The 14,671-nt window shown below is 53.9% G+C and carries 11 protein-coding genes; 4 read left to right on the forward strand and 7 right to left on the reverse strand.

Features of this window, described 5'->3' with window-relative positions; translation table 11 throughout:
* Nucleotides 1-222 precede the first annotated feature (222 nt).
* On the reverse strand, nucleotides 223-900 hold the full coding sequence (locus OGX66_RS01680; protein WP_016149852.1) for an isochorismatase family protein: 678 nt from the start codon (nucleotides 898-900) through the stop codon (nucleotides 223-225).
* A gap of 16 nt (nucleotides 901-916) precedes the next feature.
* The gene (locus tag OGX66_RS01685; protein WP_003847027.1) at nucleotides 917-1,777 is read right to left on the reverse strand and encodes a pirin family protein; all 861 of its coding nucleotides are present in this window, start codon (nucleotides 1,775-1,777) and stop codon (nucleotides 917-919) included.
* 108 nt (nucleotides 1,778-1,885) lie between these two features.
* Between OGX66_RS01685 and OGX66_RS01690 the strand changes: the two genes are divergently transcribed.
* Nucleotides 1,886-2,797, forward strand: coding sequence for a LysR family transcriptional regulator (locus OGX66_RS01690; RefSeq protein ID WP_003847025.1), 912 nt, complete (start codon nucleotides 1,886-1,888; stop codon nucleotides 2,795-2,797).
* A gap of 79 nt (nucleotides 2,798-2,876) precedes the next feature.
* Here OGX66_RS01690 and infA read toward each other — a convergent pair whose 3' ends face one another.
* The 5 genes from infA to trxB form a co-directional block, all read right to left on the reverse strand.
* Nucleotides 2,877-3,095 carry a translation initiation factor IF-1 gene (gene infA / locus OGX66_RS01695; RefSeq protein WP_002211347.1) on the reverse strand — a complete coding sequence of 73 codons (219 nt, stop codon included), beginning with the start codon at nucleotides 3,093-3,095 and terminating at the stop codon, nucleotides 2,877-2,879.
* A 285-nt stretch (nucleotides 3,096-3,380) separates the two neighbouring features.
* Nucleotides 3,381-4,085, reverse strand: coding sequence for a leucyl/phenylalanyl-tRNA--protein transferase (aat, locus tag OGX66_RS01705; protein ID WP_032948928.1), 705 nt, complete (start codon nucleotides 4,083-4,085; stop codon nucleotides 3,381-3,383).
* Nucleotides 4,086-4,129: 44 nt separating this feature from the next.
* A complete protein-coding gene (gene cydC, locus OGX66_RS01710; RefSeq protein ID WP_003847023.1) occupies nucleotides 4,130-5,851 on the reverse strand; it encodes a heme ABC transporter ATP-binding protein/permease CydC in 1,722 nt (573 codons plus the stop codon).
* On the reverse strand, nucleotides 5,852-7,618 hold the full coding sequence (gene cydD / locus OGX66_RS01715) for a heme ABC transporter permease/ATP-binding protein CydD (RefSeq protein WP_088902491.1): 1,767 nt from the start codon (nucleotides 7,616-7,618) through the stop codon (nucleotides 5,852-5,854).
* Between the two features lie 114 nt (nucleotides 7,619-7,732).
* Nucleotides 7,733-8,701: a thioredoxin-disulfide reductase gene (trxB, locus tag OGX66_RS01720; protein WP_003035727.1), complete on the reverse strand. Its 969-nt coding sequence runs from the start codon at nucleotides 8,699-8,701 to the stop codon at nucleotides 7,733-7,735.
* Between the two features lie 547 nt (nucleotides 8,702-9,248).
* Here trxB and lrp point away from each other — a divergent pair.
* From lrp to lolA, 3 genes are all read left to right on the forward strand, one after another.
* The gene (lrp, locus tag OGX66_RS01725) at nucleotides 9,249-9,743 is read left to right on the forward strand and encodes a leucine-responsive transcriptional regulator Lrp (RefSeq protein ID WP_002439523.1); all 495 of its coding nucleotides are present in this window, start codon (nucleotides 9,249-9,251) and stop codon (nucleotides 9,741-9,743) included.
* Nucleotides 9,744-9,877: 134 nt separating this feature from the next.
* Nucleotides 9,878-13,939 carry a DNA translocase FtsK gene (ftsK, locus tag OGX66_RS01730; protein ID WP_286510806.1) on the forward strand — a complete coding sequence of 1,354 codons (4,062 nt, stop codon included), beginning with the start codon at nucleotides 9,878-9,880 and terminating at the stop codon, nucleotides 13,937-13,939.
* A gap of 111 nt (nucleotides 13,940-14,050) precedes the next feature.
* On the forward strand, nucleotides 14,051-14,662 hold the full coding sequence (gene lolA, locus OGX66_RS01735) for an outer membrane lipoprotein periplasmic chaperone LolA (protein WP_003831898.1): 612 nt from the start codon (nucleotides 14,051-14,053) through the stop codon (nucleotides 14,660-14,662).
* Nucleotides 14,663-14,671: the final 9 nt, after the last annotated feature.

The raw sequence follows: 14,671 nt of genomic DNA on the forward strand, positions 1-14,671 counted from the left end.
GATTCGAACCCCGGATACGTTGCCGTATACACACTTTCCAGGCGTGCTCCTTCAGCCACTCGGACACCTCACCATATTGTATTGCTGCCTGACCGCTTGGGGGGCAACGGGGCGCTACTATAGGGAGTTGCGCTAAAACGGTCAAGCAGAATTTACGTGTTAACTCTCGTTTGGTTACGCAATATACATATTCCTCCGCCCAGGCAGGCGCGGAGGATAGGATTAGCGCTGAGAGTCCAGTTTTTCGCCGTTGGTCACGACTTCCTGGGCTTTACTGTAGCTCTCGATCAGCAACTGATAAGCCGGGAAGACTTTGGTATACACTTCCGCCCATTCGGCGGCGTCTTCACGGTTCCATGTGCCCTGAATTTCAGAAGCGACGGCGGCGGTATCCATCGGCACGACGCCAGCCTGAACAACGCGAGCCAGGGTGATTTCCTGCGCCATTTTGCTGTAAGTACCGGAAGCGTCGATCACTGCGAAGACCTTATAGCCTTCCGCAACCGCGCTGATAGCCGGGAAAGCCATGCACACGCTGGTAATCGTACCGGCGATAATCAGCGTCTTGCGACCTGTTGTTTTTACCGCTTTCACGAAGTCTTCGTTATCCCAGGCGTTGATTTCGCCTTTACGCGCCACGTATTGGGCATGTGGCGCATTAGCGTGGATCTCAGGGATCAGCGGGCCGTTAGGTCCCTGCGGTACGGATGCCGTGGTAATCACCGGTATCTTCGCCAGGGTCGCCATTTTAGCCAGCGCGGCGGCACGCGCACGCAGTTCTGGCATTGGCATGTCGCCGACGGTCTGGAACAACCCGCTCTGATGATCGATAAGCAGCATGACGGAATCATTTACATCGATGACCGGACGTGAACCATTAAAGTTTGCAGGACTGGACATATTCTTCTCCTTCGATTCAGATTTGGCCAAAGCGGCCGGAGTTAAAATCGCGTACGGCTTCAGCGATTTCTTGTTTCGTGTTCATTACAAACGGACCGTAACCTACAATCGGCTCGTTCAACGGTTCTCCAGAAAGCAGTAGCACGCTGGCGTCGCTGGAGGCTTCAATATGCAGCGTTTTCCCTTGCTGGCTCAGCACCACCAGTTGCGCTTCGCTGGCAGACGTAGTGCCGTTTACGGTGATATTCCCTTTCAATACCACCAGCGCAGTGCTCCATCCTTCCGGCTGGGACAACGTGAGCTGATGATTACGTTGTAAACGCATATCCCAAACGTTCAGCGGCGAGAAGGTATGTGCCGGGCCTTTTGTATCCTGATAGCTGCCCGCAATCACCCGAACGCTTCCTGCTTCATCAGGCAGGGCGACAGAGGGGATCACATCGCTGTTGATGCCCTGGTAACCCGGAACGGCCATTTTGTCCTTTGCTGGCAGATTGACCCACAGCTGTACCATTTCCAGTTCGCCGCCCTGACGGGTAAATTCTGGTGAATGGAACTCTTCGTGTAATATTCCTGCACCCGCAGTCATCCACTGCACGTCGCCGGGGCCGATAATGCCGCCGCGACCAGTTGAATCACGGTGTTCAACTTCGCCGCTGTAAACGATGGTCACCGTCTCAAAACCACGGTGAGGGTGCTCGCCTACGCCGCGTTTTTCGTTACCCGGCGTAAACGTATGTGGACCGGCGTAATCCAGCAGCAGGAACGGACTTAGTTGCTCAGCATGAGACTGGTAAGAAAACATCGAGCGAACCGGAAATCCATCGCCAACCCAGTGCGGGCGAGGTGCGGTGTAGACGCCTGTTACGTGTTTCATTTGTGTCTCCTCAGTGGCGTTATCTTGATGTGAATAAGCTTATATTCATGACAGCGAACTGAGTAGTAGCTAAAATAGTTCTCACTGTCTCATAAATAGGACAATTAGATGACGAAGCCAGATCTCAATGATTTTGCATGGTTTGTGCATGTTGTAGAGGAAGGAGGATTCGCGGCGGCGGGTCGGGCGCTTGATGAACCGAAATCAAAACTAAGCCGACGGATAGCGCAACTGGAAGAGAGGCTGGGAGTTCGACTGATTCAGCGAACCACCCGCCAGTTTAACGTGACGGAAGTGGGGCAAACCTTTTACGAACACTGTAAGGCGATGCTGGTTGAAGCGCAGGCGGCGCAGGATGCCATTGCCGCGTTACAGGTTGAACCGCGTGGCGTGGTGAAGTTGACGTGCCCGGTCACGTTACTGCATGTGCATATCGGGCCGATGCTTGCTCGTTTTATGGCGCGTTATCCTGACGTATCAGTGCAACTGGAGGCGACAAATCGTCGTGTTGACGTCGTTGGAGAAGGTCTGGACGTGGCGATTCGCGTCAGGCCCAGACCATTTGAGGATAGCGACCTGGTGATGCGTGTGCTGGCGGACAGGGGGCATCGTTTGTATGCCAGCCCGCAGTTAATCGAGCAAATGGGGGCGCTACACTCTCCGGCGGAGCTGACTCGCTGGCCTGGTTTGAGTCTCGCCTCGGGCAAACATGTACATCGTTGGGAGTTATTTGGCCCGCAGGGCGCGCGGGCAGAGGTGCATTTCACGCCGCGAATGATTACCACCGATATGCTGGCGCTACGTGAAGCCGCAGTTGCCGGTGTGGGGGTAGTGCAGCTTCCGCAACTGATGGTAAAAGATCAATTAGCCGCGGGTGAACTGGTGGCGTTGCTCGACGGTTGGGAACCGAAGCGAGAAATTATTCACGCAGTCTTTCCATCACGCAGGGGATTATTGCCGTCAGTGCGCGCTTTAGTAGATTTCTTAACGGAAGAATATGCGCGGATGATTGAGGATTAAACACATATCCTCAGCCCACAAAAAAGGCCGGTTAAACCGACCTTTTATTATCTGGACGCCATTCGGGCGTTAAAAACAATCAGCGACTACGGAAGACAATGCGGCCTTTGCTCAGGTCGTACGGGGTCAGCTCAACAGTCACTTTGTCGCCCGTCAGGATGCGGATATAGTTTTTGCGCATTTTACCGGAGATGTGTGCAGTAACCACGTGACCGTTTTCTAACTCTACGCGGAACATGGTATTAGGTAACGTATCGAGAACGGTACCCTGCATTTCAATATTGTCTTCTTTGGCCATCTAATCCTCTGGGGTATCACTACCGTAATTTGAACCGGCAAGATAATGCCGAAGTTCTTTTAATAAGTAAAGATTTGTGCGTTTAAAACACAGCAAATCGGGTTTGGCGCATTACTCTAACCACACACGGCAAAGCCGCACTTAAAGCGCAACGTGTAAGGGAACGAGGAGATAAACGATAGGCGTTGCCTGACGCGAACTGTTCCTTAACGGCGGCGGGGTAATGGGCTAAACCAACTCTGCGCGACAATTATAACACCCCGACAAAAAATGTGCCGAAAACATTCACCCCTGAGGCGAAAATAACGTCCTGGGAACCCAGAAATGGCTCGGTAGCCGCTGCTGGCGCAGTCTGCTCAGGTGTTCAAGGTACTCCCGACGAGGGGTTTCGACGGCGCCCAGCGAAGCTGTGTGGCTATTTAATACCTGGCAGTCGATTAATTTTCCGCCCTGACGGATAAATTCAGCGCAAAAAACAAGCAGTGCGGTTTTGGACGCATTTTCCTGACGGCTGAACATTGATTCGCCACAAAATAGTGTACCTTGCGCCACGCCATACATACCGCCCACTAATTCATTTTGTCGCCACACTTCAATGGAGTGCGCATGGCCCAGTTCGTGCAGGCGATGGTAGGCGTCCACTACATCATGCGTTATCCAGGTGCCTTCTTCCCGGTCGTTCGCGCAGCCTTCAATCACCTGACCGAACGCGTAATTGAGCGTCACGCGATAAGGCGAGTTTTTATGAAAGCGTTTCATGCTGCGGCTGAGATGAAATTTCTCGGGCCAAAGAATGGCGCGTGGATCGGGCGACCACCAAAGGATGGGGTCGCCAGGTGAAAACCACGGGAAAATTCCGCGCTGATAGGCCATTAACAGTCGGGCTGGGCTGAGATCGCCGCCAAGCGCCAACAAACCGTTAGGCTCGCGTAAAGCGCCTTCCGGTGAAGGGAAGGCTATAGAATGGCGGGACAATTGCACCAGGCGCATGACTGCGAAACTCCACTACGTGAGTTTGATCGTTCAATAATAGCTTACAGACGTTGCTTAAACTGGTAATAACGCCCCTGCCGGGCTAACAAATCTGCGTGATTACCTTGCTCAATAATGTGTCCGTTGTCCATCACTATTATTTGATCAAAACGTGACAAGCCGCGCAGACGATGTGTCACCATCAGTACGGTTTTATCACGCATGGCATCGCCAATTAATTCAAGCATTTGGCTTTCTGTTGTTGCATCAAGCCCTTCGGTCGGTTCGTCCAGCAGCATCAGTGGGGCATCGTGCAATAAGGCACGAGCGATAGCCAGACGACGAAGTTCGCCACCAGAAAGCTGTCGACCCCCTTCGCCTAACCAGGCGTTGAGTCCATCACCCTCAAGCAGTTTGTCCAGACCGACGCGGCACAGCATCGCGGATAATGTGTCATCACTGGCGTGCGGTGCCGCCAGTAGAAGATTGTCGCGAAGCGTCGCGCTGAAAAGGTGCACGCGCTGTGGCACGACGCTGATGCTCTGGCGCAGCGTAGTTTCACTGAGGGCTGAAATCGGCTGCTCATTAATCAGAATTTCGCCGTGCTGCGGATCCCATGCGCGGGTGAGCAATTGCAGTAACGTTGACTTACCGCATCCGGTGCGACCGAGAATCGCAATATGCTCACCGGGCTGAGCCTGCAGGGAAAGGGTGTCGAGCGCTTTTTGTGCTTGTCCCGGATAACTGAATGATACATCGCGTAGCGTGAGAGTGACCCGCTCAGAAACCGGGGAACCGGCATCCGGGAAGGTGACTTCTGGCTGCTGTTCAGTCAGTTCGGTGATGCGCAGCGCAGAGGCAATAACCTGTCCGAGATGCTGAAACGCGCCGGTGACGGGGGCTAATGCTTCAAATGCGGCCAACGCACAGAAGACAAACAGCGCGATCAGCGCACCCGGCTGGGTATTGCCACCTACGCCACCTGAGGCCATCCATAACATCACAACCACTGCCAGTGCGCCGACTAACAGCATGACCGCCTGTGATAGCGCCGTTAATTCAGACTGACGTCGTTGAGCTTCATGCCACTGCAACTCGGTGGCTTCCATTTGGGCGCGGTAACGTTCACTGGCACCAAAGATGGTCAGTTCAGCCTGGCCCTGCAGCCAGGATGTTAACTGCTGACGATACTGCCCACGTAAATGCGTCAAGCTTTGCCCGGTGCTTTTACCTGCCTGATAAAAGAGTGGGGGCAAGATAAATAAGGTCAGCAGCATAATACCGCCGAGAGTAATAGCTAGCGTGAAATCGAGAACGCTTAGCCCCAGCGTGACCACCATGATGACGACAAAAGCGCCTACAAGCGGGGAGAGCACGCGTAAATAGAGATGATCGAGCGTGTCGACATCCGCCACCACGCGATTAAGCAATTCACCTTGTCCATAACGGGACAGGCCAGCAGGAGAGAGCGGCAGCAGTTTGCTGAAGGTATATATACGCAAATGTTGCAGCACGCGGAACGTCGCGTCGTGGCTGACCAGTCGCTCGAAATAGCGGCCCGCGGTGCGGGTGATTGCCGCACCGCGTACCCCGGCGGCAGGGAGCATATAGTTAAAACTGTAAATCCCGGTGACACCCACCACAGCAGAAGCCGACAGGAACCAACCGGAAAGCGTCAGCAAACCAATACTTGCCAACAGTGTGACGATCGCCAGAACGATCCCCAGGGTTAACATCCATTTGTGACGTTTATACAGCGTCAGATAAGGTAGCAAAGCGCGCATTTAGATGTCCTCCTGACGATGAGCCAGTAATGTCGCAAACGCCCCGTTGGCTGCGCTAAGTTCGGCATAAGTGCCTTGTTCAACGATCTGTCCTTCCTGCATCACCCAGATAGCATCCCAGTCGGCAAGGTCTTCAAGTTGGTGTGTCACCATCAGCGTAGTCTGGCGGCGTGACGCTGCGTTCAACGCTTGCATCACGCGTTGTTCGCTGTGTGCATCCAGGCTGGCGGCGGGTTCATCAAGCAGCAGCAACTGACACGGGTTGAGTAAGGCGCGAGCCACGGCAACGCGCTGCGCTTGTCCGACAGAAAGTCGAGCCGCCTGATCGCCTACTGGTGTATCTACACCCTGCGGCAGTAGCGGTAAAAACTCACTGACCCAGGCGCTGTCGAGTGCGTCCTGCAGCTGTTCTTCGCTGGCATCGGGGCGAGCGAGCAGCACGTTATCGCGTAACGTGGCGGCAGGGAGCTGCGGATTTTGTCCAACCCAGGACAGCTGTTTGCGCCAGCAATCAGGCGACAGGTCGCGTAGTTCAAAGCCGTTAATTCGCAGCGATCCCTGATAAGAGAGAAATCCGGACAGGACATTGAGCAACGAACTTTTGCCGGAACCGCTGCGGCCAACCAGCACCGCACGTTGGCCCGCTGGCAGGGTAAAGTTGAGCGGGCCTGCAAGCACTTTACCTTCCGGCGAGGTGATGACCAGATCTTGTGCTTCAATTGAAACAGCGTCTTTTGTTGTCAGCTCAATGTCGCCACGCTCAGGATGTGCAAGCGGGGTTTCCATGAAGGTTTTCAGACTGTCTGCTGCACCAACGGCTTGTGCTTTGGCGTGATAAAACGTGCCCAGATCGCGCAGGGGCTGGAAAAATTCCGGCGCCAGAATGAGCGCGAGGAAGCCGGCAGCCAATGTGACACCTGTGCCGTAGTGTCCAAAATCGAGTTCGCCAAGGTAGGAAAAACCGAAGTAAACCGCGACCAGTGCGATGGACAGGGAGGTAAAGAACTCAAGGACACCGGATGACAGGAAAGCCAGGCGCAGGACTTCCATAGTGCGCTGGCGGAAATCCTGTGACGCAGCGCGGATGCTTTCCGTTTCGGCTTCACCGCGACCAAAGATTCTTAGCGTCTCCATGCCACGCAGGCGGTCGAGGAAATGGCCGCTGAGGCGAGCAAGAGCCTGAAAATTGCGGCGGTTAGCGTCGGCAGCACCCATACCAACCATCGCCATAAACAACGGGATCAGCGGGGCAGTTCCAAGCAGAATAAGGGCGGCCACCCAGTTTGACGGGAATACCGCCGCCACGATCAATAAGGGGACGCATACGGCCAACGCCATTTGCGGCAGATAACGTGCATAGTAATCATGCATATCGTCAATCTGCTCCAGGATCAACGTGGCCCAACTCCCGGCCGGTTTGCCTTGTATCCAGGCCGGACCTGCCTGTTGCAGACGGTCAAGCACCTGGCGGCGAATTTCAAAGCGAATATGCTGCCCTGCGTGAAACCCGACCCGTTCGCGTAACCAGACGACCCATGCCCGCAGGATGAAAATCAATACCAGCACGATGAAAGGAAGCAGAAGCGCCTCTCGGGGAATATTGGCCATGATCATATGGTCCAGAATTCGGGCCATGAGCCAGGCCTGAGCGACAATTAACAGGCCGCTCACGAACCCCAACAGGCGCGAAATGTTCAGCCATCGTTGGGAAATTACACTTTGCTGTTTTAACCAGCGGGTCAGCTCTTTTTGACGGGTTTTATTCATTGCACGCTTAGCAGGTGAGTTATTGGAATTTTTGGGCAGGGCAATGTTACAACGAGGCAAAAATAAAGGCGACTTATAGTCGCCTTTTTTACTTTTGTTACTGATTTGTAAAACTTATTTGCAAGCGTCCGCCAGACCGTCGAGATAACGTTCTGCATCAAGCGCGGCCATACAGCCCGTGCCCGCAGAGGTAATCGCCTGGCGATAAATATGGTCCATCACGTCACCGGCTGCGAAGACACCCGGAATGCTGGTTTGAGTGGCATTGCCGTGAATACCGGACTGAACTTTGATGTAGCCGTTTTCCAGTTCCAACTGACCGTCGAAAATAGCGGTATTCGGGCTGTGACCGATAGCGACAAATAACCCGGCAACGTCCAGTGATTCTACGTTGTCAGTGTTTTGCGTATCGCGCAGACGCAGTCCGGTTACGCCCATTTGATCGCCGGTCACTTCTTCCAGCGTGCGGTGGGTGTGAAGCACGATGTTGCCGTTTTCAACTTTATCCATCAAACGTTTGATGAGAATTTTCTCCGCGCGGAAGCTGTCGCGACGGTGAATCAAATGCACTTCAGATGCGATATTCGCCAGATATAGCGCTTCTTCAACAGCGGTGTTGCCGCCGCCGATCACCGCAACTTTTTGGTTACGGTAGAAGAAACCGTCGCAGGTCGCGCAGGCGGAAACGCCACGGCCTTTGAATGCTTCTTCTGAAGGCAGACCCAGGTAACGTGCTGAAGCGCCGGTGGCGATGATCAGTGCGTCACAGGTGTATTCACCGCTGTCGCCGGTCAGACGGAAAGGACGGTTTTGCAGATCAACTTTGCTGATATGATCAAAAATGATTTCAGTGTCAAATTTGGACGCATGTTCGTGCATACGCTCCATCAGTAGCGGGCCAGTAAGATCGTGCGGATCGCCAGGCCAGTTTTCCACTTCTGTTGTTGTGGTCAACTGACCACCTTTTTCCATACCGGTAATCAGTACCGGTTGCAGGTTAGCGCGTGCAGCGTAGACCGCAGCGGTATATCCCGCAGGGCCAGAGCCCAGAATAAGAAGTTTACTGTGTTTGGTTGCGCCCATGAGATCCCCATAGTTGTTGGCAGGCAATGAGCAGGATTGTAGGGAATTTACAGACGTAAAAAAAGAGTATGGCGATTTTGTTAACAATATGTGTAATAGCAGAAACCGATGAACGGGGTGATTAGCCGTAATACTATAACGATTTCTACTTAAAATCGGTCAGTTATAAGGTGATAAAATGACGATTTTCCATCACTGCGAATGAATAACTGGCATGTTGTACTAAAAATCGATGTTTTGCTTTGACAATCCCCTGCTGTTTTGCGAAAACATTCAAGGAAGAAAAAAACTGTGTCATGTATGTGCTGCATAATCATGCATGTAGATACCATGTTTACCGTGTTAGCGAAATCTACGCATGGTGTGGACAGATGCCATTCGTGATGTCGATAGCCGCCGACAGGCAACGGTCTTCTCACCATAAACCCAGACATTGCGAACCGAAAATCCCTCTGGGTTGCGGTTTATTTTGATGGGTAGCGACTCTGAACAGTGATGTTGGTAGAGTCAGGCAGGAGTAGGGAAGGAATACAGAGAGACAATAATAATGGTAGATAGTAAGAAGCGCCCTGGCAAAGATCTCGACCGTATCGATCGTAACATTCTTAATGAGCTGCAAAAGGATGGGCGTATTTCTAACGTCGAGCTTTCTAAACGTGTGGGACTTTCACCAACGCCCTGCCTTGAGCGTGTGCGTCGGTTGGAAAGACAGGGTTTTATTCAGGGCTATACAGCGCTGTTAAACCCGCATTATCTGGATGCATCACTTCTGGTTTTTGTTGAGATTACTCTGAATCGTGGCGCCCCGGATGTGTTTGAACAATTCAACTCTGCAGTACAAAAACTTGAAGAAATTCAAGAGTGTCATTTGGTTTCCGGTGATTTCGACTATTTGCTGAAAACACGCGTACCGGATATGTCGGCATACCGTAAGCTGTTGGGGGAAACCCTGCTGCGTCTGCCTGGCGTGAATGACACACGTACTTATGTAGTCATGGAAGAAGTCAAACAGAGCAATCGTCTGGTAATTAAGACGCGCTAACACGGAACAGGTGCAAAATCGACGCAGTTTGATTACACTCCTGTTAATCCATACAGCAACAGTGCCGGGGTAACCCGGTGCTGTTGTCCGTTTTAGCATCGGGCAGGAAAAGCCTGAAACCTGGAGAGCCGTTTTTGAGCCAGGAATACACTGAAGACAAAGACGTCACATTGACGAAGTTAAGCAGCGGGCGCCGACTTCTGGAAGCGCTACTGATCCTTATTGCCCTTTTTGCCGTCTGGTTGATGGCTGCCTTACTCAGCTTTAACCCTTCGGATCCCAGTTGGTCACAAACCGCATGGCATGAACCTATCCATAATCTGGGGGGAATACCCGGAGCATGGTTGGCGGACACGCTGTTCTTTATTTTTGGCGTCATGGCCTACACCATTCCCGTCATCATTGTTGGCGGTTGTTGGTTTGCCTGGCGACACCAGGCCAGCGACGAATACGTCGATTATTTTGCCGTCTCGCTGCGCATTATTGGCGTCCTGGCGCTGATTCTCACTTCCTGCGGGTTGGCCGCAATTAACGCCGATGACATCTGGTATTTCGCCTCTGGCGGCGTGATCGGCAGTCTGCTCAGCACTACGCTACAACCCTTACTGCACAGCAGCGGCGGCACGCTGACGTTGTTGTGCATTTGGGCGGCGGGATTAACGCTTTTCACCGGTTGGTCATGGGTGAGCATTGCGGAAAAACTGGGCGGCTGGTTACTCAATATCCTGACGTTTGCCAGCAACCGTACCCGCCGCGACGATACCTGGGTCGATGACGAAGAATATGAAGATGAAGAAGAGTCTGTCGATGCCGCTGATGGCAAACCCCATGAATCGCGTCGGGCTCGTATTCTGCGCGGTGCGTTAGCGCGCCGTAAGCGTCTGGCAGAGAAATTTACCAACCCGCTTGGTCGTCATACCGATGCGGCGCTGTTCTCCGGCAAACGCATGGATGATGAAGACGAAATTGAATACAGCGCCCGTGGCGTGGTTGCCGATCCTAACGATGTGCTGTTTTCCGGCAATCGCGCGACGCTGCCTGAATATGACGAGCTTGACCCACTGCTTAACGGCCACTCGGTGACCGAGCCTGTGGCTGCAGCAGCTGCAGCTACAACGTCCGCTCAGGCCTGGAGCGCGCCGGTAGATCCGTTGCTGCAAACCTCGCCCGTGACCAACACTGTTATGGAGCAACCGGCTCCAGCCGTAGCCTGGCAATCCGCACCAGGCCCGCAAACCGGTGATGCCGCGATTGCACCAACGCCTGAAGGTTATCCGCATTCAGCCCAGTACGCGCAACCTCCGGTGCAGCAGCCGTATGAGCCATGGCAACAGCCGGTTGTGGAGGAGAGTCCGCAGCCGCAATGTTACGCACCGCAGCCGGAACCTGTTTATGCGCAGCCAGTCGCGCCGCAGCCGGAACCTGTTTATCAGCCAGAGCCTGTGCTGCAGCCTGTCTATCAACAGGATCCGACCTCTCAACAGAACGCCACATTCCAGCAGCCTGCTTATCAGCCGGAGCCTGCGCCGCAACCTGTTTATCAGCAGGAATCAATCCCTCAACAGAGCACTACGTTCCAGCAGCCTGTGGTTGAACAACCGCTTGTGGTGGAACCTGAGCCCGTGGTTGAAGAAGTTAAACCGACTCGTCCGCCGCTCTATTACTTTGAAGAAGTCGAAGAGAAACGTGCGCGTGAGCGTGAGCAACTGGCCGCATGGTATCAGCCGATTCCAGAACCTGCTCAGGAGCCTGAGCGTATTAAACCGTCTACGCCATCTATGCCGACGACTGCATCCATACCGCCCGTTGAGTCTGTTGCTGCTGTTGCACCGCTGGCTGCCGGTGTAAAAAGCGCCGCTTTAGGGGCGGGTGCAGCAGCAGCTGCACCTGTCTTTAGCCTTGCGGGCAGCGGTGCGCCGCGTCCGCAGGTGAAAGAGGGGATTGGCCCGCAGTTACCGCGCCCAAATCGTGTGCGCGTGCCTACTCGCCGGGAATTGGCGTCGTATGGCATCAAACTGCCGTCACAGCGTATGGCTGAAGAGAAAGCGCGCGAAGAGCAGCTTGATACAGATGCGTACAATGACGATGAAATGGATGCAATGCAGCAGGACGAGCTGGCACGCCAGTTCGCTCAGTCGCAGCAGCATCGTTATGGCGAAGAGTATCAGGACGATACCCACCAGACTGATGACGAAGATTCAGCCGCAGAAGCGGAACTGGCTCGCCAGTTTGCTTCTTCTCAGCAGCAGCGCTATTCCGGTGAACAGCCTGCCGGAGCGAATCCGTTCTCGCTCGATGACTTTGAATTTTCGCCAATGAAAACGCTGGTAGATGAGGGGCCGCATGAGCCACTGTTTACGCCTGGCGTGATGCCGGAGCCTGCGCCGCAGTACCAGGAACCAGTTGCACCGCAGCAGCATTATCAGCAACCGGCGCAACCTGTTGCACCGCAGCAGCATTATCAGCAGCCGGCGCAGCCTGTCGCACCGCAGCAGCATTATCAGCAACCGGCGCAGCCTGTCGCACCGCAGCAGCATTATCAGCAGCCGGCGCAGCCTGTCGCACCGCAGCAACATTATCAGCAGCCGGCGCAGCCTGTTGCACCGCAGCAGCATTATCAGCAGCCAGCGCAGCCTGTTACGCCGCCGCCGCAGGATAGTCTGATCCATCCGCTGCTGATGCGTAATGGCGACAGCCGTCCGGCGCACCGTCCAAGCACGCCGCTGCCATCGTTAGATCTGCTTACACTGCCGCCGAGCGAGGTTGAGCCGATAGATACGTTCGCGCTGGAGCAAATGGCACGTCTGGTGGAAGCGCGTCTGGCGGATTTCCGCATTAAAGCCGATGTGGTGAACTACTCTCCAGGCCCGGTGATTACCCGCTTTGAGCTTAATCTGGCTCCTGGGGTTAAAGCGGCGCGTATTTCCAATCTGTCGCGAGATCTGGCGCGTTCATTGTCGACCGCAGCGGTACGTGTGGTCGAGGTTATTCCAGGCAAACCGTATGTCGGACTGGAGTTACCGAATAAAAAACGTCAAACCGTTTATCTGCGTGAAGTACTGGATAACGCTAAATTCCGTGATAACTCATCTCCGCTGACTGTGGTGCTGGGTAAAGATATTGCGGGCGAACCGGTGGTGGCCGATCTGGCAAAAATGCCGCACCTGCTGGTAGCAGGGACAACCGGATCCGGTAAGTCTGTTGGGGTGAACGCCATGATCCTCAGCATGCTGTATAAGGCGCAGCCGGAAGACGTTCGCTTTATCATGATTGACCCGAAAATGCTGGAACTGTCGGTTTATGAAGGCATTCCGCATCTGCTGACCGAAGTCGTGACCGATATGAAAGATGCTGCTAACGCCTTGCGCTGGAGCGTCAATGAAATGGAACGTCGCTACAAGCTGATGTCGGCGCTTGGCGTGCGTAACCTTGCCGGTTATAACGAGAAAATCGCTGAAGCCGCCCGCATGGGGCGTCCGATTCCGGACCCGTACTGGAAACCGGGTGACAGTATGGATGTTCAGCATCCGGTGCTGGAAAAACTGCCGTATATTGTTGTGCTGGTGGATGAATTCGCCGACCTGATGATGACGGTTGGCAAAAAGGTGGAAGAACTGATTGCTCGTCTGGCGCAAAAAGCGCGTGCGGCGGGGATCCACCTGGTGCTGGCAACCCAGCGACCATCGGTTGACGTTATCACCGGACTGATTAAAGCGAACATTCCAACGCGTATCGCCTTTACCGTGTCCAGTAAAATTGACTCGCGTACCATCCTTGACCAGGGCGGAGCGGAATCGCTGTTGGGTATGGGTGACATGCTTTATTCCGCACCGAACTCGACGATCCCTGTGCGTGTTCACGGCGCCTTTGTCCGCGATGAAGAAGTTCACGCAGTGGTTCAGGACTGGAAAGCGCGCGGTCGTCCACAATACGTCGACGGCATTACTTCTGACAGCGAAAGCGAAGGAGGCGGTGGCGGTTTTGATGGTGGCGAAGAGTTGGATCCGCTGTTCGATCAGGCGGTAAACTTTGTGACCCAGAAACGCAAAGCCTCAATCTCCGGCGTCCAGCGTCAGTTCCGCATCGGCTACAACCGAGCGGCGCGCATCATCGAGCAGATGGAAGCGCAGGGTATTGTCAGCGAACAAGGGCATAATGGTAATCGTGAAGTGCTGGCTCCGCCGCCCTTCGAATGATTGCAAAGTTAAGTAATTCAGTATTTTCTACTTTCCTCATGCTGATTTTTGGCCTGAAATGGATAGCAGAGGGATCTCCCCGTTGGGAGTGACGTATTTTGAGGAATAACGATGAAAAGAATCGCAATCACCTGTGCATTACTGTCGAGCTTTGTGGTGAGCAGCGTCTGGGCTGACGCTGCCAGCGACCTGAAAAGCCGTCTGGATAAAGTCAGTAGCTTCCATGCCAGCTTTACTCAGAAGGTCACGGACGGCAGCGGCGCAGCGGTGCAGGAAGGTCAGGGTGATTTATGGGTTAAACGTCCTAATCTGTTTAACTGGCATATGACCCAGCCTGATGAGAGCATCCTGGTTTCCGATGGGAAAACGCTGTGGTTCTTTAACCCGTTTGTTGAACAGGCGACCGCGACCTGGCTGAAAGACGCCACGGGCAATACGCCGTTCATGCTGATCGCGCGTAACCAGGCCAGTGACTGGCAGCAGTACAACATTAAGCAAAACGGCGATGATTTCGTGCTGACGCCAAAAACCAGCAGCGGTAACCTGAAGCAGTTTACGATCAATGTTGGGCGTGACGGGACGATCCATCAGTTTAGCGCCGTTGAGCAAGACGATCAGCGCAGCAGCTATCAGCTGAAATCTCAGCAGAATGGTGCGATTGAACCTTCCAAATTCACCTTTACCCCGCCGCAAGGTGTAACGGTTGACGATCAACGTAAGTAGAGGCGTGTG

It is taken from the genome of Citrobacter sp. Cf072 (genome assembly GCF_030334485.1).
In the GTDB taxonomy this organism is placed as follows: domain Bacteria; phylum Pseudomonadota; class Gammaproteobacteria; order Enterobacterales; family Enterobacteriaceae; genus Citrobacter; species Citrobacter freundii.